Raw genomic sequence first — 21,801 nt, forward strand, 5'->3', positions numbered from 1 at the left:
GGCACGGAGATCCAATCGTGCACCTTAGGGCTGTCCGACGTGTCGCCGCGGGACGGATCGTTCTCCCCCGGCTCGATCCCGCCCCCGCGCGCCGGGTCTGACCGGGCCGCCCGCCGCCGCGTCACACGACGTCGGAGATGCGCTCCCACACGGCCTGCGCGTCCTCCAGGAACAACGAGTGGCCGAGGCCGGAGATGCGCCGGATGTCCCAGCCCTCGGAAGCCAGTTCTGCGGGCAGCGGGTCGGGGACGACGAATCGCGCGTCCTCCGACAGCAGCACCGTGGACGGGACGCGCGACGCGCCGACCGGGCGGGGATGGGTCGCGACGTCTTGGAACACCCGTAGCGCCATCCGACGGTCCCAGCGCTGGCGAGCAGCGGCGACGCGCACCTCGTTCTCGGGGGTGACCGCGGCCGCCCGCACGCCACGCCCGCGGGCGGCGATGAACAGCGGGAGAGTGAAGCGGGCGTTGCGCACCAGCCATCCGCCGAGGCCGCCGGTGGGCAGTGCGACGCGAAAACCCGGATCGAGATACAGCGCCCGGCGCGGGGCGAGGCGCTCTATCGCGTGGGCGACCACGACGCCTCCGAGCGAGTGGGAGATGACGTCGTCCACTCCCTTCGGCAGCGACTCGACGAGGTCGTCCGCGAACTCGCGCACGGTGTAGGACGCCGCGCGCGCCGAGCGTCCGTGGCCACGCAGATCCACCGTCGTGACGGTGTACTTCCGCGTTGCCAGCGCGATCTCGGCGAGGTCGTGCCACGTCTCACCGTCACCGGCGAGACCGTGCACCAGCGCGATGTGCTGGGGGCCGGAACCCGCCGAGGAGGTGTGCAGAAGCATCCGGCAACCCTACTGAGCGAGCGTGCCGCGAGCCTGCAGGCGCTGCGGTCGCCCGCATGACGCGTTCCGGCGGCTGAGCGTGACCCCCTCTACTGCGCGGCGCGGCGTCGCACGTAGGAGTCGGCGGTCTTGGTGAGGATCGCACGGCCGCCGGCGTTTCGGAGTTCGCCCCGAGTCGTCACAAGCGCCCGGGAATCATCGCGGAGGGCGACGGCGACGACGGTCACCGTACCGAAGACGGTCACGTCCGGCCGCAACGGCGAGGTCAGCTCGATGTCGCGGATGGCGCGGCCCGCGATCACGTCCCACGTGGAGAGCAGATTCGTCACGGCCAGACGCTGCAGGATCGCCAGCGAGTGCACGCCGCTGCCGATGATCCCGCCGAAGAACCCGGCGGCGGCGGCCTCCTCGTCCACATGGAAGGCCTGCGGATCCCATTGCCGCGCGAACGTGACGATCTCTTCGAGCGACGGCGTATGACTGCCGATCTCGATGCGCTCGCCGACGACCAGGTCTTCCGCCCGTGTGAGCCTCGGTTCGGTCATGGGTACTGCCTCCTCGCCGAGATGCGGCAATGGTTGGTGCAACGAGCATGGTGACTATTCGACGATACCGTCGTAGCCGGTGGGCCGACGTCTATCAGACATACACGACAAAATATTGACGCAGATGTTGACAAGACGAATCGAATGATCGAGCATGGGATCTCGAAAGGGGTGCCATGTCTCCCACACGAATCGGGCTCGTCGTTCCGAGCTCCAACACCACGGTGGAAACCGAGATGCCCGCCATCCTCGGACGTCACGCCTCCGCGCAGTTCTCTTTCCACTCCAGCCGGATGCGGATGGCCCGGGTGTCCCCGGAGCAGCTGGCGGCGATGAACGCGCAGCGGGAACGGACGATCCTCGAGCTCGGCGACGCACGTCCCGACGTGATCCTCTACGCCTGCCTCGTCGCACTCATGGTCATGGGCCCGGGGGAGCACCAGCGCGTGGAGGGGCTCATCGCCGAGCAACTGGCCACGGGCGGCTCCGAGGCGAAGGTGCGCTCGAGCGCGGGCGCACTCGTCGAAGGCGTCCGCGCGCTCGGCGCCTCGCGCGTCGCCCTCGTGACGCCGTACATGCGTCCCCTCGCCGAGAAGGTCGTCGAGTACATCGAGGCCGAAGGCATCGAGGTCGTCGACTGGCGCGCACTCGAGGTGGAGGACAACTTCGAGGTCGGCTGCATCCCGGGCAATCGCGTCATGGAGGCCGCCCGGTCGCTGGACCGGAGCAACGCCGACGCGCTGATCATCTCGGCCTGCGTGCAGATGCCGTCGTTCGATCTCATCGAGGGAGCTGAGCAGGAGTTCGGCATCCCCGTGCTCTCCGCGGCGACCGCCGGCGCGTACTCGATCCTTCGGGCAACGGGCCTTCCCATCGACATCCCCGGCGCGGGATCGCTGCTGCGAGTCGACGCGCCCCTGGCCACAGCAACGTCCTGATCCGAAACGGAGTTACCCCCGATGACTGTTCCCCTCGACGGCAAGCACCTCGTTCGCGGTGTCGACCACGCCGCCTTCCCGACCTTCGACCCCGCCGCGACAGTGCGCTTCTATCGCGACACGCTCGGCTTCCCGGTCGTGCACTCGATCTGCGCGGCCGGATGGGGGCCCGAGGACCACCCCGACTTCATCCATTTCTTCTTCGACATCGGCAACGACGACCGCATCGCGTTCTTCTACTACTTCGGCATGCCCGCTCCGGACACCAGCCGCGGCAAAGGCGACGTCTACGCGCGGTTCGACTCCGACACCTCGGAGTTCTTCGTCCGCTCGCGGCACATCGCGCTGCACGTCGACTCGGAGGAGCACCTGCTGGAGTACCGGCGACGCCTGGACGACAGCGAGTGGCCCGTCGAGATGCAGATCCAGCACGAGACGATCGAGTCGATCTACACCCACGACCCGAACGGCTACTTCTTCGAGATCACGCGGGCACTGCGCCCCGTGACGCCTCAGGAAGACCTCGACGCCAACCTCACGATCGATGCTCTCGTGGAGATCGTGCAGCAGCCCGGGGCGTCGATGGATGCGCTTCTGGTCCGCAAGGCCGAACTGATCATGGAGCGTGCCGAGGCGTGGCAGACCGCGCAGAGCACCGAGCGCGAGCTGATCCCGAGTCCCGAAGGTCCGGTCCGCCGATGACGCAGCGGCTGTTCGTCCTCGACGTTCCCGAGAACGTGCCCATCGTCGAGACCGCGAGTCAGCACCCCGAGGTGACCCTCGATCGCATCGGGCCGTACTTCGTCCTCTCTGCCGACGGCACGGTGAGTGTCGATCGGCGCTCCACCGGAGCGCGCCACGCGGTCTGGTACAGCTGGATCGGCGGGATCAAGGGGTGGCGGATCGAGGCGTGGAACGGCAACGAGCTCCGTCTGGTGCCCCGATGACCGCCTCGTCCGCCACACGCCTGGGGGCCGGGCGCTACGCCGAGATCGGCGAGGTCGACATCGCACACGCGGTCGCCGCCTCGGTGCACGAGCTGCAGACGGCCGACGGTGCCCGGGTCACCGGTGTGCTGCGGACCCCCGCGGGCGCGCGGGCGGTGGTCGCGATCATGCATCCGCGCCAGGATGTGACCCACCATCCGCTCGTTCCGCTGCTGCTCTCGCAGGGGTATGCGGTGTGGACGCAGGGTTCACGGTCGCCGAACAACGACCTCACGCTGCTTCACGAGCAGGCGATCATCGACCTCGCGGCCGGCCAGGTCTTCCTCCGGGAGGCCGGATTCGCCTCCGTGGTGCTGCTGGGCCACTCCGGGGGCGGCACGCTGTCGGCGTTCTACACCTCCCAGGCCGCGCGCACGCCGGCCGGCCGCCTGACGGCCACCCCGTCGGGCCGCCCGGTCGCGCTCGCCGAGGTCCCGATGCCGCTTCCGGACGGGATCGTCTTCCTGGCCCCGCACCCGGGACAGGGCGCACTCCTGCAGCGGGTCATCGACCCCTCGGTCATGGACGAGGCCGATCCGCTGTCGGTCGACCCGGATCTCGATCCCTTCGATCCGCGCAACGGATTCGCCGAGCCCGGCATCTCGAGCGCCTACCCGGCCGAGTTCATCGAACGCTACCGCTCGGCCCAGATCGCCCGGGTCCGGCGGATCGACGCGGCCGCGAAGCGCTTCGTCGACGAGGCGGATGCGGCCAGAACAGCGTTCGCCGCACACGAGAGCGCCGCGGATCGTCGCAGGGCCTTGGTGCCCCGAGTGATCCTCGTCCCGCGCACCGATGCCGACCTCCGCAACGTCGACCTCTCCCTCGACCCCAACGACCGCCCCTACGGCTCGCTCTTCGGTCGCCGCCCCGACCTCACCAATTACGGGCTGGTCGGGTTCGGTCGTCTCTCCACCCCCGAGGCCTGGCTCTCGACCTGGTCGGCCACGACGACGAACGCCGACTTCCTGCGCTGCGCACCCGACGTCACCGTTCCGAGCCTGCTGCTGGAGTTCACCGGCGACCAGGCGTCCTTCCCCGGCGACATCCAGGCGATGGCGACTGCGCTGGGCAGCGAGGACCTCATGGTCGACGCCGTCGAGGGCACCCACTTCGGTGGCCCACTGCATCGCGGCGGGGTACCCGGCGCCGTGCTGGCATCCGAGCGGATGCGCACGTGGCTCGGTGACCGGTTCACCCCCTGACACCCACCCCCGCGCTCGTACCCGACCCGGAGCATCGAGGCTCCGCTGCACAGAAGGAGAGGCACATGGACGTGGCTCGCACCGATTCATCCCCGGGCTCCCCCGCGCTGCGGTTCTCGGCGTTGTCCAAGAGCTTCGGGCACAGCGTCGTCCTGGAGGACGTATCCTTCGACGTCGAGCCGGGAGAGATCCACGCGCTCCTCGGCGTCAACGGCGCCGGGAAGTCGACGCTCATCAAGATCCTCGCGGGCGTCTACCGGCAGGACGCCGGCAGCATCGAGGTGCAGGGCGAGTCGCTTCCGGCCGGACACGACGCCGATGCCGCGCGGGCGGCCGGGATCGCCTTCGTGCACCAGGACCTGGGCTTGGTCGAAGATCTCAGCGTTGCCGACAACATCGCCCTGCAGCTCGGGTTCGAGCGCCGCTTCGGGCTCGTCGACGCGCGAGCGACGTCGGCGCGGGTGGCTCGCGTACTCGCGACGGTCGGAGCCGAATTCTCCCCCGAGCGGCTCGTCAACTCCCTCTCGCGCGACGAGCAGGTCCTGTGCGCGCTGGCCAGAGCGCTCGCGCTCGACCCGCGCATCGTGGTGCTCGACGAGGTGAGCGCGAGTCTCCCGAAGCCCGAGGTCGAGCGCCTCGCGACGTCCTTGCGCAGCATGCGCCGTGGCGGCGCGGCGTTCATCTATGTCACGCACCGGCTCGACGAGCTGACCGGCCTCGTCGACACCGTCACGGTGCTGCGAAACGGTCGGAAGGTCGTCACGGCTCCGCTGGCGGAGCTGACGCACGACGCGTTGGTGCGCCACATCGTCGGCTCCGACCCCGTGCGCACGGCACCGGACGCCCGGTCCGTCGACCAGGGCGCCGCCCGTGGGGAGGTTCCGCAGCTGGCCGTGCGTGAACTGACGACCGAACAGCTCAGCCAGCCGATCTCCTTCGACGTGTACGCCGGGGAGGTCCTCGGCATCTGCGGTCTCGTGGGAAGCGGCACGCGTGAGCTCGCGCAGGCTCTCGCCGGCGCCCGCCGCGCGACCGGCGGCTCGGTGCAGTTGAGGGGTGAGTCGCTCCCCCTCGGCGACACCGAGGGCATGGCACGCCGCGGTTGCACGGTGGTGCCGGGTGACCGACAGCGCGAGGGCATCATCACGGGCTTGGGCATCCGCGAGAATCTGCTTCCCACCCGTCGGAAGTTCGGCGGGTGGACCAGCGCCGGTTTCCGGCGCCCGCGGGGCGAGACGACCGCCGTGTTGGAGACGTGCGAGACGTTCGGCGTCGTTCCGCGCGACAGGGCGGACCGCGACGTCGCCGAACTCAGCGGCGGGAATCAGCAGAAGATCATCTTCGCCCGCGCGCTCGCCGACCGTCCGGAGGTGGCGGTGCTGGAAGACCCCACGGCGGGAGTCGACGTCGGATCACGCGCGGTGCTGTACGAACTGATGCACGACGCCGCGCGTTCGGGCACGGCGATCGTGCTCATCAGCACCGATTTTGAAGAGGTCGCGGCGCAGTCCCATCGCGTGCTCGTCCTCTGCCACGGAGAGGTGTCGGCGGAGTTCCGCGACGCGCGCGATGTCAGCGCCGACCAGCTCGCCGAGGCCAGCTACTCCCTCCTTCCCACCCCCTGACCCGTTTCGCCGGGCGCGACAGCGTCCGCTCGCTCTCGACGAGGAGTGCCGTGACCGCCGCGCCCACCACCATCGAACCGTCCAGCCCGCCGACCCGTCGTCGGACGGCGTGGAGACGCCGCATCCTCGGCGAGGAGACCGGCGTCCTCGGCGCCCTGATCGTTCTGGTCGTGATCATCTCGGTGATCCACCCGAGCTTCCTGGAGTTCCACTCGATCACGTCGGTCCTGCGCGATTCCGCCTTCGTCGGTCTCATGGCGATCGGGACGGTCTACCTGCTGTCGATGCAGGAGCTGGACCTCTCCATCGGCAGCGTCTTCGGCCTCAGCGCCGTCGCCTGCGCGCTCCTCATCCGCAACGGCGTGGACGCCTGGCTCGCCGCCGGTCTCACCCTGGTCCTGGCCGCAGTCATCGGCGCCCTGAACGCCACCATCGCCAACGTCTTCCGGCTCCCGGGGATCATCGTGACGCTCGGGACGCTGTCGGTGTACCGGGGCATCGATCTGGTCATCAGCGGTGGCGCATCAGTGAGCGTGCCGACGGACGGAAGCTTCTTCGACATCCTGGGACGCAGCATCCTGGGTATCCCGACGTCGATCGTCGTCCTGGTGCTCGCCGGCGTCGTCTTGCACGTCGTGTACCGATGGACCCGTTTCGGCACGCTCGTCCGTGCCGTAGGGAGCAACGTCCGGGCAGCCGAGTACGCGGGTATCCCCGTCCGCCGCGTGCGACTCCAGGCGTTCACGCTCACGTCGGTCCTCGCCGGGGTCGCCGGTGTGCTGAGCGTCGCCTTCTTCGGAACGGCCGACCCTTCGCTGGGCACCGGCCAGGAGATCGCGGTGATCGCCGCCGCCATCATCGGCGGAACGGCGCTGTCGGGCGGCTCGGGCACCGTGATCGGAGCGGTGCTCGGCGCCATCCTCATCACCGTCATCAACGCCGGTCTCGTCTACTTCGGCGTCAACGCGAACTGGGGCACCCTCGTCACCGGTCTCGTCATCATCGGCGCCGTCGCGCTGGACAGCACGCTGCGCAACCGTCTGCTCTCGTTCACCCGCAAACGGGCGTGAGCGCCACCCTGTGGGCTTCACCCGGAGCCGACACCCTCACCGAGGTTCGAAGGAGAATCACATGAAGATCCACCACCGCATCGCCGCCGCGGCGATCGTCCCCATCGCCGTGCTCGGTTTCACCGCGTGCGCCTCCGCCGGCGGCGGAGAAACCGGCGGAGGTGGGGAGGAGGCCGTGAAGATCACGCTCATCCCCGGCGTCACCGGCCTGCCGTGGGGTCAGGCCATGGCTGCCGGCGGCGAGGCAGCGGCAGAAGAGGTCGGAGGCGTCGACTTCTCCGTGGCGGGTCCGGCCAACGTCGACCCCAACGCCGCGGTCAAGGCCTTCCAGCAGGTCGTCTCGGCGGGCGCGGACGGCGTCGTGCTGAACGAGCTGCCACCGGAGTTGTTCACGCGCCCGGTCGAAGACGCCGAGGCCGCCGGTGTCGCCGTGCTGCCCATCACCACCGCACCGGCGCCTGACAGCACATCGACGTCGTTCGTTGGCGACAGCGGTTTCCAGCTGGGACGACTCGGCGCGGATGCGATCGCCGACGCGCTCATCGCCCAGGCCGGTTCCGAGGATGTCACCGGCGACATCGTCACCGGGATCTGCGTGCCCGGACTGTCGGTGCTGACCTCCCGCATCGACGGGTTCACCGAGCGCATGGCCGAGCGCCTGCCGGGCGTGACGGTTCTCGAGCCGTTCGACAGCAAGGGAGACCCCGCCGCGAACTTCAGCGTCTGGCAGCAGGCCGTCGCCGCGAACTCCGACGCCATCGCGATGATGGGCCCCTGCCAGCAGGATGTGCAGAGCCTGGTGAAGATCAAACAGGACTCCGGTGCCACCTGGCAGCTGGCCGGGTTCGACATCGACGACGTCGCTGTCGGCGGCGTGGAGGACGGCACCGTCGTCGGGCTCTTCCCGCTCTCGGCTTACCTGCAGGGCTACGTGGCCACCCGGTTGCTGGCGGAGTCGCTCGTCAATGACGAGCCGCTTCCCGAGGGCTGGGTCGAGACGCCCATCGTCGCGGTCACGGCCGACAACGTCGATGAGATCGTTGCCCGCGAAGCCTCCCTGGACGCTCAGGCGGAGTTCTGGAAGCCGTACATCGACGACATCTTCTCGAGCGGGTCCGTGGAGACCCGCCCCCTCGCCGAAGCGAACGAGTAGGGGAGAGGAACGCGGTACGACATGTACTCAGCACGTTCGGTGACGAAGAGGTACGGCTCGGCGCCCGCGCTGTCGGAGGTGAGCTTCACCGCCTCCGCCGGCGAGGTCCACGCCCTGATCGGGATGAACGGGGCGGGAAAGTCGACCCTGGTGAAGATCCTCGTCGGCGCGGAGCAACCCGATTCCGGGGAGCTCTCGCTCGATGGGCGGACGGTCACGTTCGGGTCGACCCGCGCAGCAGGTGAACACGGGATCGCCGTCGTCGCTCAAGACCTGAACGTGTTCGAGCACCTCACCGTGCTCGCGAACCTCTTCCTCATGCGCGAGCCGCGCAGAGCGGGGCTCGTCGACACCGCCGCCATGCGTGCGCGGGGTCGGCGGGCCCTCGCGCGCGTGGGCCTGGACATCGACCCCCGGACGCCGGTGAGCGCGCTCGCACCGGCGGACCGGCAGCGTGTCGCGATCGCCCGCGCGCTCCTGTTCGATCCGCGGGTGCTCGTGCTCGATGAGCCGACCTCGGCGCTGCAGGCCCGCGAGACGGAGCGACTGCTCGAGCTGGTCCGAGAACTCCGCGACAGCGGCGCGGCGATCGTGTACGTGTCGCACTTCCTGCAGGACGTCTTCAGCATCGCCGATCGCGTCACGGTGCTCCGCGATGGGCGGGCGGCGCTCGCCGGGATTCCTGCCGCCGACACCACGCTGGCCGAGACGGTGAGGGTGATGGCCGGAGACGTCGAGCCGCGCCTGCCCCCACCGAGCGCCGCCCCCCGCGCGAACGTGCCCACCGGGATCAGCCTCGAGGTCGACCGGCTCACACTGCCCGGGGCGTTCGAGGACGTGTCCTTCCGCGTCGCCGGTGGCGAGATCCTGGGCCTCGCCGGTCTCGAAGGCTCGGGGGCGCGAGAGGTCGTGGCGAGTCTGTTCGGGGCGACGCCCGCGACCTCCGGAAGGGCGATCCTGGCCGACGGACGGATCATCGGCCGGAACATGACAGCGAGCGTGCGTCGTGGCGTCGCCTATGTCCCGCCCGATCGGCAGAGCTCGGGCGTGATGATGGACGCCAGCGTCGTCGACAATCTGCTCCAGGTACGGGTGGCGACGCTCGGCCGCGGCGGATTCCTGCTCACCCGTCGCTCGTTGACCCGGCGGGCCGCGCGCCGTATCGAACAGCTGGGGATCAAGGTCGACCAGCCCAGCGATCGCCTGGGCTCTCTTTCGGGCGGAAACCAGCAGAAGGTGCTGCTGGGCAAGTGGCTCGAGGCGGATGCATCGGTCTTCCTCCTCGACGACCCCACCGCCGCCGTGGACGTCCACGCGCGAGCGGACATCCATGCGGTCATCCGCGCCCTCGCCGACTCCGGCGCCGTGGTCGTCGTCGCCTCCAGCGACACCGACGAGCTCATCCAGCTGTGCGATCGCGTCGGGGTGCTGTATCAGGGACGCCTCCGAGGCGTCGTCGCCGCCGATGACCTCACGACACCCGGCCTGCTCGAGGCCGTCAACACGGGCGAGACCCTCGCGGTGCCCGGGAAAGGAACATCGCATGCGCGAACCCACTGAAGGAGCCGCGCGCGACCAGCGTGTCGCGGTCGTCACCGGCGGAGCGGGCGCCATCGGGTCGGCGGTCGTCGCCGCGCTCGAGGCATCCGGTCATCGGACTGTCGTCATCGATCGGGCGGCGGGGATCGCGTGCGATCTGTCGTCGGAGGAATCGACTCGGCAGGCGGCCGAGGAGGTGCTCGCGATGTATGGCCGGTGCGATGTCCTCGTGCATTGCGCGGGGATGTTCGACCCTATGCCGGTGAGCGATTTCAATATCCCGCGATGGCGCACGCTCATGGCGGTGCACATCGAGGCGCCGCTGCTCCTGGCTCAGGCCTTCGCTCCCGGGATGATCGCGCGCGGGTTCGGACGATTCCTCTTCATCACGTCGGACGGTCAGTGGCTGCCGATGGATGCGGAGTTCCTGCCGTACGTGACGAGCAAGGCGGCGCTCAACGGGCTCATGCGCAATCTCGCCGTGACATTCGGCGGCGACGGGATCGCGGCGATGGCGGTGGCTCCCGGGCTCACCGACACCCCGCTGGCACGGTCCGTCGTCAAGGACGGCGCCATGGAGGCCGTCGTCGACGCGCAGGTGCTCAAACGCGCGCTCGTGCCTGCCGACGTCGCGCACACTGTCGCCTTCCTCGCGTCCGAGGGCGCCGAGGCGCTCACGGGTCAGATCCTCGTGCCCAATGGCGGGGCCTACCTGTACTGAAGCGCCGCGACCTTGACAGGGAACCGGCCGCGCTCTAAATTGACACATAAGTCAGGTGTTCGACACACATGATGAATAGGCCGGACAGCACGGCCGCACCCCGCACATCCCTGGACTACGAGGAGGTAGGACTGTGAACACATTCCGCAAGAACGGCCCGACACGACGGGGCATCGCCGTCTGGGGGGCGGTGGCCGCCCTGACTCTCGCGCTGGCCGGATGCTCCGGCGGCTCCGCCGACACGGCATCCAGCACCGACGACAAGGCCACCGTCGTGGACGCGATGAACCCCGTCACCGAGGTCGCGGCGCCCACCGAGGCCTTCGAGCCGCCGACCGACAAGCACATCCTGCTGCTCATCTGCGGAAGCGGCGGCCAGGGCTGCGTGGACGAGGGGAGCGAGACCAAAGCAGTCGCCGAGTCGCTCGGCTGGCAGGTCGACCTCGTCGACGGCAAGCTCGACCCCACCGTCTGGAATCAGGTCGTCAAGCAGGCCGCGGACTCCGGGGTCGACGGCATCATCTCGGTCTCGTCGGACCCGAACCTGTTCTCCGAGGCCATGCAGGCTGTCGAGGCGAAGGGGATCCCGTTCGTCGTGACGAATCAGATCCCGCGGGATACGGATGTCGCAGGCATCGACGCGTACATCGCCCCCGACCCCGTGGCCGGCGGCGAGGACGTGGCCGACTGGATCGTCGCGGACAGCGGTGGCAAGGCGAACGTCCTGCTCCTCGACCTGCCCGGCTACGACTCGGCCATGACGCGCACCGCGACGATCGCGGAGAAGATCGAGGCCGACTGCCCGGACTGCGTTATCGAGAAGGCCGACGTCTCGGTGCAGACCATGGGCACGAGCCTGGCTCCGCTGGTGACCTCGCGCCTCCAGCAGAACCCCGACATCGACTACGTGTGGTCGCCGGATGACTGCTGCGTCAGCTTCGTCCAGCAGGGGATCCAGCAGGCCGGCCGCACCGGTGATCTCAAGCTCGTCTCGATGGGCGGGTTCCCCGACCAGCTCGGCAACGTCGGCACCGACCAGCTCGCGGCCGATCTCGCGACCCCCACGCTGTTCGAGTCGTGGCTGTCGGTCGACAGCCTGGCTCGCCTCATGGCGGGGCAGCCGGCGGAGCAGTACTGGCCGGTTCCGCAGCGTCTGTGGACGGCGGCCAATATCGCGGACGCCCCCGACACCATCAGCGAGTCCGGCTGGAACCTCGACCTGGACTACGAAGCCCTGTTCGACGGGCTGTGGGGCCGGTCCTGAGCGCCGGCGGTAGGGAGACGGAAAAGTGAGCAGTGATGTGAAAGGTTCGCCGGGAGCGACGGGGCTGGCCGAGCGTGCGCGCACGCAGCCGGACCTCGGCCCGGCGGGCGGGTTCGACGGATCGTCGCCGCGGCGCCGAGGTGGCGAGCTCCTCGCCGACGCAGGATCGCGCTTCGCCCTGATCGGCGTCCTCGTGCTCCTGTGGGTGGTTTTCAGCGTGGTGAACCCCGCCGCTTTCGCGACGGTGTCCAACCTCCAGACGATCCTGTCGGTGCAGGCGACGACGGGGCTTCTCGCCCTGGCCGTCGTCGTGCCGCTGGTGGCCGGGCACTTCGACCTCTCGACGGGATTCCAGTTCGGCCTGGCCCAGAGCCTGTGCGCCTTGCTGGTCATCCGGCAGCAGTGGAACCCGCTCCTCGCCCTGGGATTCGTGCTGGTCGTCGGAGTGGTGATCGGTGTGGTCAACGGTCAGCTGATCACGAGACTGCGGCTTCCGTCGTTCACCACGACGCTGGGGACCGGCATGGTCGTCCTGGGGCTCACCGAGTGGCTCACGCGCAACCAGGTGATCACCGGGCCCGCCCCGGCCTGGTTCCTCGACCTGGGGCGCATGCGCGTGGCCGGCATCCCCCTGCCGTTCCTGTACCTCGCCATCGTCGCGATCGTGCTGTTCGTGCTGCTGGAGTACACCGTCTGGGGCCGGCGCGCCTACGCCATCGGCGCCAATGTGGTGGCGGCACGGCTCTCGGGCATCTCGGCGGATCGGCAGGTGCGCCAGAGCTTCGTCATCACGGGGGTCCTGTGCGGGTTGGCCGGATGCATCTCGATGATGAGCCTGGGCGGGTCCTCTCCGGTGATCGGACTCGGATCGCTCCTCCCCGCCTTCGCCGCCGCTTTCCTCGGTGCCACCTGCATCCGGCCGGGCCGTTACAACGTGGCCGGCACGATCGTCGCCGTCTACGTCATCGGTGTCGGCATCACGGGTCTGCAGCAGCTAGGTGCCGAGATCTACATCCAGGACCTGTTCAACGGTGCGGCCCTCTTGATCGCGCTCATCATCTCCACTGTCGCTCGTCGGCGCCGAGTGGCGGGCTGAGCGATGCTGGACGACAAGACTGTTCTCATCACCGGCGGCGCCAGCGGCATCGGGGCGGCGACCGCGGCGCACATCGCCTCTCTCGGGGCGCGGGTGGCCGTGGTCGACCTCGACGACGAGGCGGGACAGGGCGTCGTCGACGCCATCCGGTCGTCGGGCGGCACAGCGTCCTATTTCCGGGCGGACGTCGGCTCCGAAGACGAGGTCGAGGCCATGGTGGCGGCGGTGATCGACACCTTCGGTTCCCTCGACGGCGCGTTCAACAACGCCGGCATCGAGCAGGCGAACGTGCTCCTGCATGAACTCACCGCTGCCCAATGGGACCGTGCCATCCGCGTCGACCTCACCGGCGTCTTCACCTGCATCAAATTCGAGGTCCGCGCGATGCTCGAGCGTGGCGGCGGGTCGATCGTCAACACCTCCAGCGCACTCGGCCGGGTGGCCGTCCCTCTGGCCAGCGAGTACATCGCCGCCAAGCACGGCGTGATCGGGCTCACCCTCGCGGCGGCGGCCGAGTACGGCACCCGCGGCATCCGTGTCAACGCCGTCCTCCCGGGGGCCATCGAGACGCCGATGGTCGCACGCGCCGTGCAGGACCCGGCTTTCGCCGAGCATTTCACGGCCATCCGCGCGCGGCACCTGCTGGGCCGGCTGGGCGCGCCGTCGGAGATCGGGGAGGCGGTGGCGTGGTTGCTGTCGCCGCACGCCTCGTTCGTCACCGGGACGGCGATGTCCGTGGACGGCGGCTACCTCGCCAACTGAGCCGAACCCGGGTGCGTCCCGCGACCTCCGTGAGAGCGGAGGGCGCGGGACGCATCCGTTCATTCGGGGTCGAGCAGGTCTTCCAGGCGATCGATCTCGCGCCGCACGCTGCGCACGACGTCGAGCGGAGTGCTGGAGGCCGGACGGCCCTGCTCGCCGGAGAGGCTGTGCACCGCCATCTCGGCGAGTTCGTCGCAGATGGCATCCAGATCGTAGGACGATCCCGGTCGATACCACCACGCCACCCAGTTGATGATGCCGAGCGTTCCGAAGGCGGCCACCGTCGCCGTCATCGGTCGGAACTCGCCCTGGGCGATTCCCTCCTCGATCACCGACGTGAGGGAGCGCAGGACCGCGCGGCGGTTGGTGGCGTACGACTCCGCCACCGACTCGGGGAGATCGGCCTCGGAGCGCAGCAGCAACCGGAAGCGCTCGCCTTGTTCGCCCTGATGGCGAACCATATGGCGGACGATCGTGCGGAGGCGTTCGGTCGCCGACAGCTCGGTGCGCTCGGCCACCGAGGCGATGTCGGTGGCCGCCACGACCGTGACCTCGGCCACCAGCTTCGCCAGCAGGTCGTCCTTGCTCTTGACGTAGTGGTAGAGCGCGGGGCGGGTGAGGCCCACCGCTTCGGCGATGTCCTGAATGCTGGTGCCCGCATACCCCCGCTGCGCGAACAGTCGGGTGGCCTGGTCGAAGATCTCCTGCTGGACGAGGCCGTGGCGGATACCGGTCTTCTTCGGCGTCGCGTCGGTGTCGTCGCCCGCGGCTCTGCTCTGCATGCAGACCACGGTACCGGCTGCGGCGCGAGCCGCATCGATCGGAAAATCTACATTAGCGTCCATAGTTTGACAGAAGAGTATCCAGCTTCTATCGTAGGAATCCGACGGCGAAGATGACGTGCGGGAGGCCAGCTTGATGGACTGGGGTGGGAAGGTCATCACCTTTCCCGAGGATGCGGTGGCGCGCTACCGGGACGCGGGCCTGTGGGGCACGCTCCCCGTCGCGGCGGAATTCTCCCGCGCGGCAGTGGCGCACTCCGATCGGGCCGCCGTCATCGCCCACGACGGAGCGCTCACCTTCGCCGAGCTCGACGCGCTCACCGATCGTCTGGCGAGCGGGCTCGTAGGTCTCGGACTTCGCCCGGGGGATCGAGTCATCGTGCAGATGACGAACCGGCTGCTCTCGATCGTCGCCTGGTACGGGCTGCTCAAGGCAGGTCTCATCCCGGTCTGCACGCTGGCGGCGCACCGAGCACACGAGATCGGAGCCATCAGCCGCAAGGTCGGCGCTGTCGCGCACCTCGTGGAGTCCTCGCCCGCCGACCGGTTCGACCTGGTGTCCTTCGCCGTGGACATCCAGCGAGATCATCCTTCGCTGCGGCACGTCCTGACCGCCGGAGCCTCGGCGGGCGCGCCCGGGATCCGGATCGAGCAGCTCATCGCCGACGCCGACGCCTCTGCCGCTCGCGAGGTGGTCGCCGCGATCCAACGGGCCATCGACCCCGACGACGTCGTGTGCTTCCAGCTGTCGGGCGGAACGACGGGGGTCCCCAAGATCATCCCGCGCCTGCACGCCGAGTACTGGTACAACGCCCGCGCGTTTGCCGCGGCGAGCGGGTGGACGGCTGAGACGCGCGTGGCGCATCTGATCCCAATCATCCACAACGCGGGGATCTCGTGCGCGCTCCACCCGGTGCACAGCGTCGGCGGCACCCTCATCCTCACGACGGCCGTGCTGGACGAGGCCCTGCCGATGCTCGCCCGCGAACGACCCACCGACGCACTCATCGGCCACGGCCACTTCACGATGGTCGATCACCCCGGGTTCGGCGCAGCGATGGCATCGATGCGCCGGGTGCTCCTCTCGGGCGCCAAGGTGCCCCCGCGCGTCTTCGGCGCTTTTGAAGGCCTGGGGGTGTGGGTCGGGCAGACGTTCGGCATGGGGGAGGGGTTCTTCGCGTTGTCGACCCCGGTGTCCAGCCGCGCGGCCCGGACCACGACGGTCGGTGTGCCGATGTCGGAGCTGGACGAGTATCGAGTGCTCGAGCCCGGCACGGAGACCGAGGTCCCCGACGGCTCCATCGGCGAACTGGTCTGCCGTGGTCCGTACACGATCCGCGGATACTTCGACGCGCCCGACATCAACGCCGTCGCCTTCACCTCCGACGGCTTCTATCGCACCGGTGATCTGGTCGTGGCACGCGAGGTCGACGGGGAGCGCAGCATCGCCGTCGAAGGACGACTCAAAGACCTCATCAATCGCGGGGGCGAGAAGATCAGCGCAGAGGAGGTCGAAGGGCTTCTGCTGCGACATCCGGGAATAGCCGCCGCCGCCCTCGTCCCGATCCCCGACGAACGGCTCGGTGAGCGGGCCTGCGCGTACCTGGTGGCCGCCGGGGCGCCTCTCGAGCTCAGCGACATCCAGCGCCATCTGGAGGCGCTCGCGCTGGCCAAGTTCAAGTGGCCGGAGCGTCTCGAATGGGTCGACGCCCTCCCCAAGACCCCCGTCGGAAAAGTCGACAAGAAACTGCTCCGCGCCCGCGCCGCCGCGCTCGTCGCGGTGTGAACCCTGCCCACCCCATCCCCGCGCCACGGCGGCGCCGACAAGGAGAACACCATGATCAAGATGATCGTCTTCAACAAGCGCAAGGAAGGCGTCACTCCGGAGGAGTACCGCCACTACTACGAGACCATCCACGCGCCCCTGGCCGAGAGCTTCTTTCCGACGGTGGGCCGTTACCGACGAAACTACGTCGACCACGACCGGTCGTTGCAGACCGAGCGGTTCCAGGACGACTGGGAGTTCGACTCGATGACGGAGGTGTTCTTCGAGGACTGGGAAGCGTTCCAGACGTTCCGCGACAAGAGCGCTCAGCCTGAGGTCCGCGCGCGGATCCTCGAGGACGAGCACAAGTTCCTCGACCCCACGGCCATCCGCCGTTTCATCGTCGAGCCCGACGGGGATGACCCATGGCAGTGACCGACGAGGCACCCGCCACGACGTCGTGGCGGGTGGGAGCGTTCACGGTCACGGAGGTGCAGGAGATCCCGATCGCCGTCGGGCTGCTCGACGGCCTCATCGCACAGGCCACTCCCGACGTCGTCCTCGCAACCGACTGGATGCGTCCTCACTACGCCACCGAGACCGGGCAGACCGTATGGGACATCCACGCGTTCGTCATCGATGACGGTGCGAACGTCGTGCTCGTCGACCCCGGATGCGGCAACGGCAAGAGCCTTCCCCTGCAGCCGTCGTGGAGTGATCTGGACACGCCCTTCCTGCAGCGGCTGGAGGATGCCGGCTATCAGCGCGAGGACGTGGACCTCATCCTTCTGACGCACCTGCATCTGGATCACATCGGGTGGTGCACGACCAAGGACGCCGACGGCCGGTGGGTGCCCACCTTCCCCAACGCGCGGCTGGTGATCGTCCTAGAGGAGTACGAGCATCACCTCGAGCAGCGTGATGCCCCGGACGATCACACGCACGACATCGTCTTCGAGGGGTCCGACCCGAGCCTGTCGCGCCAGCTGAAGCTCGTATGGGCCGAGACCATCCAGCCCATGATCGACGCGGGAAGGGTCGACTTCGTCTCCCGCAACGCCGAGGTGCTCCCCGGCGTGTCCTATCAGTCCACCGCCGGACACACTCTCGGGCACCACAGCATCCGCATCGAGTCGGAGGGGGAGTCGGCCTTCATCACGGGGGACTTCATCCACCACCCGATGCAGATCGCCCACCCCGACTGGAGCTCCCGCAACGACTGGAACGTCGAGGAGTCGGCGCGCAGCCGGCGCGCGTTCTTCGAAGCTGCCGCCGGGACCGACTTGCTGGTCCTCGGGACGCATTTCGCGGGCAGAAGCGCCGGCTATATCGTGCCGGACGGCGACGGATACCGTCTGGTGGCGGACAAGCCCGCCTGATCGACGCACAGAGGGAGGGGAGCGCCGCGGCGGCGCTCCCCTCCCTCGTGTGTCCTCAGCTCGCGTGGGGGATGGTGAAGGGCGCGAGCGCCCCGGCGTCGACGGGGATCGTCGAACCCGTCACGTAGCGCGACTCGTCTGAGGCGAGCCACAGCACGGCCTGGGCGATGTCGACCGGCTCGGCCCACGGCACGTCGAGGATGTGCATGGCCGACATCGTGCGGCGCACCTCGTCGTCCGTGGCCGACGGGTTGCCCGTCCAGTTGCCGCGGATGGCGGCGTTGTCGATCATGGGCGTCCGCACGTTCGACGAGGCGATGGCATTGACGCGGATGTCGAAGGGGCCGAGCTCCACCGCGAACGCCTTCATGAGCCCGCTCACCCCGTGCTTGGCGGCCGTGTAATGGGCCAGATTCGGAATTGCCACGAGGCCCGCGATGGAGGACGTGAGGATGATCGACCCGCCGCGGCCCGCCTCGATCATGTGCGGAGCGGTCGCCCGGACGGTGCGCCAGCTGCTCGTCAGGCACCGGTCAATGGTGTCGACGAAGGCCTCCTCGGACATCTCATAGGAGACGGCGGGGCCCGTCGCGGCGGCGTTGGCCACCACGATGTCTATGGAGCCGAACTGCTCGACCCCGAGTGCCGCTACCCGCTGCAGGGCGGCGAGGTCCCGGGTGTCGGCCTTCTCGAAGAGGATGCGACGCCCGGTGGCCTCCACTGCCGCGATCGTCTCGTCGCGATCTTCGAGCGTCGACATCCGATACGGGACGCCCTCGGCGTCTTCGAGGATGTCCAGCGCGACGATGTCGGCCCCCTCCTCGGCGAGGCGCACGGCGTGCGCTCGTCCCTGCCCGCGTCCGGCTCCGGTGATGAAGGCGACCCTGCCCTCGACTCGACCCATGGTTGTTCCTCCTCGGTGACATGGCGTGAGACGATGCAACCATCATTGACGTTGAATAGTCAACATAGATGTAGATCCTACGAATGCGGTTCATGGAATCCGGCCCGCTCGAGTGTCGGAGGTATGTTCTAGCCTTCGGATATGAACACCGGAGACTTCGATCGGGCGGGAGAACCGCCGGAGGAGGCTCTGTGGGATGAGGCCGCGTTCGCGGGCGGGCTGCTGGATCCGCTGGATCTGGTCACAGACGTCTCGACGATGATGTCCGTGCTGGCGGCAGAGCGGTACGAGCGCGTCGCGGCGTTGTACCGAGACGCGTTGCGCGAGACCACGGTGTTCCGCGGATCGCAGCCGGAAATCATCGAGCGGTCGCTGCGGTGGGAGCTGGCGCTGGCGTTGCAGATCACCGAGTTCGCCGCCGACCGGATGCTGCGCACGGCGGAGGGCCTCGTGGAACGGTATCCGGGGATGCTGGATCTGCTGCGCCACGCCCGCACCACCGAGCGCCACGCGGAGGTGTTCGTCGAGCTCGTCGACATCGTCGAGCCCCGCCTGCGCGACCGGGTCATCCCGACCGCACTGGAGCTCGCCGGGGCCCATCCGTTGGGCACTTTCCGGCGACGGTTGCGTGCCCTGGTGGACACCGTCCGAGCCGCGACCCTCGAGGAGCGGTACCAGGATGCTGTCGCCATGCGCCGGGTCGCGATCGAGGCGGGCGCGGACGGGATGGCGTGGCTGATGGTGCACCTGCCCGCCGTAGAAGCACACGCTGCCTATGAGCGGGCCACCGCGATGGCGAAGCTCCTCGCCGCGCGCGACGGGGAGAGCCGCACCCTCGACCAGCTCCGCGCCGACATCCTCGCCGACCTGATCATCGACGGCAGCGTGCCCGCCCATCCCGACGGGGTCCGCGGGATCCGCGCCACCGTCGCCGTCCTGGTCCCCGCCCTGGCGCTCCTGGACGACGCCCACGCCACAAGCAGCGAGCCGGCCACCGTGGAGGGCGTCGGACCCATCCCGCTCAGCCGAGCGCGGGAGCTGTGCGGGGGCGAGAAGGGGTGGACCCGCATCCTCACCCACCCCGAGACCGGCATCATCCTCTCCGTCGGCCGCAGGCATTACGAAACACCCGCACCGTTGCGAAGACTGGTGCAGTGGCGGGCCGGGCGATGTCTCGGCCCGGGATGCGGGGTCCCCGCCTCCCGGTGCGAGATCGATCACCGGATCGCGTGGGAACACGGAGGACGTACGGAGCTGACGAACCTGAACCCGCTCTGCACCGGGCACCACACTCTCAAGCACCACGGTGGATGGACTATCCACCCTCTCGACGGCCACGCCGGTGCGCTCGAATGGACTTCACCCCTCGGGCGCCGCTATGTCGTCCATCCGGAACGCACCGTCCCGGCGTTCACGCCCGGCTGATTCGACGAAGCCCGCTCAGGGACGCACGGGGCGCAGGATGTGCGGTGTCTTCTCTCCGACGGTGTGAAGGGGCGTGGATGGTCTCAGCGCATCGTGGAGCCGCCGTCGACGACGAGCACCTGCCCGGTCATCGCCTGCGCGCCCTCCGAAGCCAGGAACGCGACGGCGGATGCGGTGTCTTCGGGAACGAGCGCGCGCTTCATCGCCTGCGTGGCGACGACGGCCTCTAGCTGAGCCGGGTCGTTGACGCTGCGGGCGATCGGGGTGTCGGTCAGGCCCGGCGCGACGGCGGTGACGGCGATCCCGTCGCCGCCGAGCTCCATGGCGAGCGTGCGAACGATCCCCATCATCGCGCCTTTGCTGGCGACGTAGGGGAGAAACTCCCCGCCGGGCGGTGACCACAGCGTGTCGGAGGCGATGAAGATGATCCGACCGAACTGCCGCTCGATCATGCCGGGGGTGAAGGCCTGCGCCAGCCACAGCGGCGCTTCGACGTTGACCGCCTGCACCGCCCGCCAGCGATCGGCGTCGAGCTCATGCAGATGCATCTGGTCGATGATCGCGGCCGAGTGCACCAGCACGTCGACGCGGCCGTGCTTCTCGAGCACCTCCGCGGCTGCGCTCCGGGTGGCTGCCTGTGTCGTGAGGTCGGCACGGATGTCGCCGCCGCGCCGGCCGAGGGTGACGGTGCGGTAGCCGCTGGCCTGGAGAGCCGTGGCGATGGCGGTGCCGATCGCACCGCTGCCGCCGGTGATTACGGCGACGCGCTCGTTTTCAGACATGGGAGCACCTGCTTTCTTGCATGACGAGCCGCCCTCGGACGCGGTCGCGCGAGGGTGGCAGGGAGGGTGAACTACGGCTGGGAGTCGCTGTCGACCGGGGCGAGGGCTCGCCGCTCGGAGGCGGGAACCGTTGCGCCGAGCAGCGTCAGCTTCTCCGCGGCCGGAGAGCCCGCGGTCGCGTGGTAGACGACCAGCGTGATCCCATCGGTGCCGGTGAGCTGGAGGCGCTCTCGGTGCAGCTCGATCTCACCGAGCTGCGGGTGGTCGAAGGCGACCGGAGCGCTGCGCTGCGACCCGACGGTGTGGCGGCTCCACAGCTTGCGGAAGTAAGGGCTGCCGACGGAGAGCTGTCCGACGAGTTCGACGAAGCGCGGGTCGTCCGTCTCGGGTCCGACCGCGGAACGGAGGCTCGACACATAGCACTGGGCGGTGCCCTCCCAGTCGACGAGGTGCTCCTTCTCGGCGGGATCGAGAAAGACGTCCCGCAGCTGGTTGCGGCCGGGGACGAGGCGGGGCGAGAGGGCCGTCGCCTGCGCGTTCGCGGCGAGGATGTCGAAGTAACGGCCTTCCAGGAATGCGGGATGCGGCAGGCTTTGCATCAGCTCCCGCGTGCTGCGCGGCACGGTCTCGCGGCGCGGGCGGGGACGTCTTCCGCGCGGCTTCTCCGACACGAGATCGACCACGTATGCGAGGTCCTCATCGTCGAGTTGGAGGACACGGCCGATGGCCTCCAGTACCTGCACCGAGGGGTTCCGGTTGCGGCCCGTCTCCAGGCGGAGGTAGTAGTCGATGCTGATCCCCGCCAGCATGGCGACCTCTTCGCGACGCAGGCCGGGCACCCGGCGGTCGCCGCCGCCGCTGACTCCCGCCTGCGCCGGCGTCACCAGGCCGCGGCGAGCACGGAGGTAAGCGCCCAGGTGGTTCGGATCGTCGCTCATATCAGCACCGTAACCGCCCGTCACCGGGTCTTGGGTTGCCCTGTGACTCCACTGGTACGTCGTGGCACTGCCCCGCCC

At 69.1% G+C, this 21,801-nt stretch carries 22 protein-coding genes; 16 read left to right on the forward strand and 6 right to left on the reverse strand.

The features are described from left to right. Nucleotides 1-121: 121 nt before the first annotated feature. Together ACTU3I_RS05315 and ACTU3I_RS05320 are read right to left on the reverse strand one after the other, a co-directional pair. Entirely contained in the window at nt 122-844 is a 723-nt protein-coding gene (locus tag ACTU3I_RS05315) for an alpha/beta fold hydrolase (protein ID WP_442924606.1), read from the reverse strand. Nucleotides 845-933: 89 nt separating this feature from the next. Beyond that, nucleotides 934-1,389 (reverse strand): MaoC/PaaZ C-terminal domain-containing protein, encoded by a 456-nt coding sequence (locus ACTU3I_RS05320; protein WP_442924607.1) that lies wholly within the window; start codon nt 1,387-1,389, stop codon nt 934-936. A gap of 176 nt (nt 1,390-1,565) precedes the next feature. On the opposite strand from ACTU3I_RS05320, the gene ACTU3I_RS05325 reads away from it, so the two are divergent. From ACTU3I_RS05325 to ACTU3I_RS05380, 12 genes are all read left to right on the forward strand, one after another. Continuing rightward, complete coding sequence (locus tag ACTU3I_RS05325; protein ID WP_442924608.1) at nt 1,566-2,327, forward strand: maleate cis-trans isomerase family protein; 762 nt, start codon at nt 1,566-1,568, stop codon at nt 2,325-2,327. 21 nt (nt 2,328-2,348) lie between these two features. After that, nucleotides 2,349-3,029, forward strand: a complete 681-nt coding sequence (locus ACTU3I_RS05330; protein WP_442924609.1) for a VOC family protein — start codon at nt 2,349-2,351, stop codon at nt 3,027-3,029. Continuing rightward, entirely contained in the window at nt 3,026-3,274 is a 249-nt protein-coding gene (locus ACTU3I_RS05335) for a hypothetical protein (RefSeq protein WP_442924610.1), read from the forward strand. Before ACTU3I_RS05330 ends, ACTU3I_RS05335 begins: the two co-directional genes overlap by 4 nt. After that, nucleotides 3,271-4,518 (forward strand): hypothetical protein, encoded by a 1,248-nt coding sequence (locus ACTU3I_RS05340; protein WP_442924611.1) that lies wholly within the window; start codon nt 3,271-3,273, stop codon nt 4,516-4,518. Before ACTU3I_RS05335 ends, ACTU3I_RS05340 begins: the two co-directional genes overlap by 4 nt. A 65-nt stretch (nt 4,519-4,583) precedes the next feature. Further along, a complete protein-coding gene (locus ACTU3I_RS05345) occupies nt 4,584-6,143 on the forward strand; it encodes a sugar ABC transporter ATP-binding protein (protein WP_442924612.1) in 1,560 nt (519 codons plus the stop codon). A 50-nt stretch (nt 6,144-6,193) separates the two neighbouring features. After that, nucleotides 6,194-7,213, forward strand: a complete 1,020-nt coding sequence (locus tag ACTU3I_RS05350) for an ABC transporter permease (RefSeq protein WP_442924613.1) — start codon at nt 6,194-6,196, stop codon at nt 7,211-7,213. 61 nt (nt 7,214-7,274) lie between these two features. Next, nucleotides 7,275-8,366: a sugar ABC transporter substrate-binding protein gene (locus ACTU3I_RS05355; RefSeq protein ID WP_442924614.1), complete on the forward strand. Its 1,092-nt coding sequence runs from the start codon at nt 7,275-7,277 to the stop codon at nt 8,364-8,366. A 39-nt stretch (nt 8,367-8,405) separates the two neighbouring features. Continuing rightward, nucleotides 8,406-9,926: a sugar ABC transporter ATP-binding protein gene (locus ACTU3I_RS05360; protein ID WP_442924615.1), complete on the forward strand. Its 1,521-nt coding sequence runs from the start codon at nt 8,406-8,408 to the stop codon at nt 9,924-9,926. Beyond that, on the forward strand, nt 9,910-10,626 hold the full coding sequence (locus ACTU3I_RS05365; protein ID WP_442924616.1) for an SDR family NAD(P)-dependent oxidoreductase: 717 nt from the start codon (nt 9,910-9,912) through the stop codon (nt 10,624-10,626). Before ACTU3I_RS05360 ends, ACTU3I_RS05365 begins: the two co-directional genes overlap by 17 nt. Before the next feature lie 133 nt (nt 10,627-10,759). Then, a complete protein-coding gene (locus tag ACTU3I_RS05370) occupies nt 10,760-11,890 on the forward strand; it encodes a sugar ABC transporter substrate-binding protein (protein WP_442924617.1) in 1,131 nt (376 codons plus the stop codon). 25 nt (nt 11,891-11,915) lie between these two features. Then, a complete protein-coding gene (locus ACTU3I_RS05375) occupies nt 11,916-12,986 on the forward strand; it encodes an ABC transporter permease (protein ID WP_442924618.1) in 1,071 nt (356 codons plus the stop codon). 3 nt (nt 12,987-12,989) lie between these two features. After that, the gene (locus tag ACTU3I_RS05380) at nt 12,990-13,748 is read left to right on the forward strand and encodes an SDR family NAD(P)-dependent oxidoreductase (RefSeq protein ID WP_442924619.1); all 759 of its coding nucleotides are present in this window, start codon (nt 12,990-12,992) and stop codon (nt 13,746-13,748) included. 59 nt (nt 13,749-13,807) lie between these two features. Here the strand turns inward: ACTU3I_RS05380 and ACTU3I_RS05385 are convergent, their stop codons facing one another. Beyond that, nucleotides 13,808-14,530 (reverse strand): TetR/AcrR family transcriptional regulator, encoded by a 723-nt coding sequence (locus ACTU3I_RS05385; protein ID WP_442924620.1) that lies wholly within the window; start codon nt 14,528-14,530, stop codon nt 13,808-13,810. A 118-nt stretch (nt 14,531-14,648) separates the two neighbouring features. Between ACTU3I_RS05385 and ACTU3I_RS05390 the strand changes: the two genes are divergently transcribed. From ACTU3I_RS05390 to ACTU3I_RS05400, 3 genes are read left to right on the forward strand one after another with little or no spacing between them, the layout of a single operon-like run. Then, entirely contained in the window at nt 14,649-16,316 is a 1,668-nt protein-coding gene (locus ACTU3I_RS05390; protein ID WP_442924621.1) for a (2,3-dihydroxybenzoyl)adenylate synthase, read from the forward strand. 51 nt (nt 16,317-16,367) lie between these two features. Then, nucleotides 16,368-16,730, forward strand: a complete 363-nt coding sequence (locus tag ACTU3I_RS05395) for an EthD domain-containing protein (RefSeq protein ID WP_442924622.1) — start codon at nt 16,368-16,370, stop codon at nt 16,728-16,730. Further along, nucleotides 16,721-17,674: an MBL fold metallo-hydrolase gene (locus tag ACTU3I_RS05400; protein WP_442924623.1), complete on the forward strand. Its 954-nt coding sequence runs from the start codon at nt 16,721-16,723 to the stop codon at nt 17,672-17,674. The genes ACTU3I_RS05395 and ACTU3I_RS05400 overlap by 10 nt, the downstream gene beginning before the upstream one ends. Before the next feature lie 55 nt (nt 17,675-17,729). On the opposite strand, the gene ACTU3I_RS05405 is transcribed toward ACTU3I_RS05400, so the two are convergent. Further along, complete coding sequence (locus tag ACTU3I_RS05405) at nt 17,730-18,578, reverse strand: mycofactocin-coupled SDR family oxidoreductase (protein ID WP_442924624.1); 849 nt, start codon at nt 18,576-18,578, stop codon at nt 17,730-17,732. 141 nt (nt 18,579-18,719) lie between these two features. Between ACTU3I_RS05405 and ACTU3I_RS05410 the strand changes: the two genes are divergently transcribed. Beyond that, a complete protein-coding gene (locus ACTU3I_RS05410) occupies nt 18,720-20,003 on the forward strand; it encodes a DUF222 domain-containing protein (protein ID WP_442924625.1) in 1,284 nt (427 codons plus the stop codon). A gap of 83 nt (nt 20,004-20,086) precedes the next feature. Here ACTU3I_RS05410 and ACTU3I_RS05415 read toward each other — a convergent pair whose 3' ends face one another. Both ACTU3I_RS05415 and ACTU3I_RS05420 read right to left on the reverse strand, forming a co-directional pair. Next, entirely contained in the window at nt 20,087-20,785 is a 699-nt protein-coding gene (locus tag ACTU3I_RS05415; RefSeq protein ID WP_442924626.1) for an SDR family NAD(P)-dependent oxidoreductase, read from the reverse strand. A 71-nt stretch (nt 20,786-20,856) separates the two neighbouring features. Beyond that, on the reverse strand, nt 20,857-21,723 hold the full coding sequence (locus ACTU3I_RS05420; protein ID WP_442924627.1) for a helix-turn-helix domain-containing protein: 867 nt from the start codon (nt 21,721-21,723) through the stop codon (nt 20,857-20,859). Nucleotides 21,724-21,801: the final 78 nt, after the last annotated feature.

The organism is Microbacterium sp. RD1 (genome assembly GCF_052220165.1).
In the GTDB taxonomy this organism is placed as follows: Bacteria; Actinomycetota; Actinomycetes; order Actinomycetales; family Microbacteriaceae; genus Microbacterium.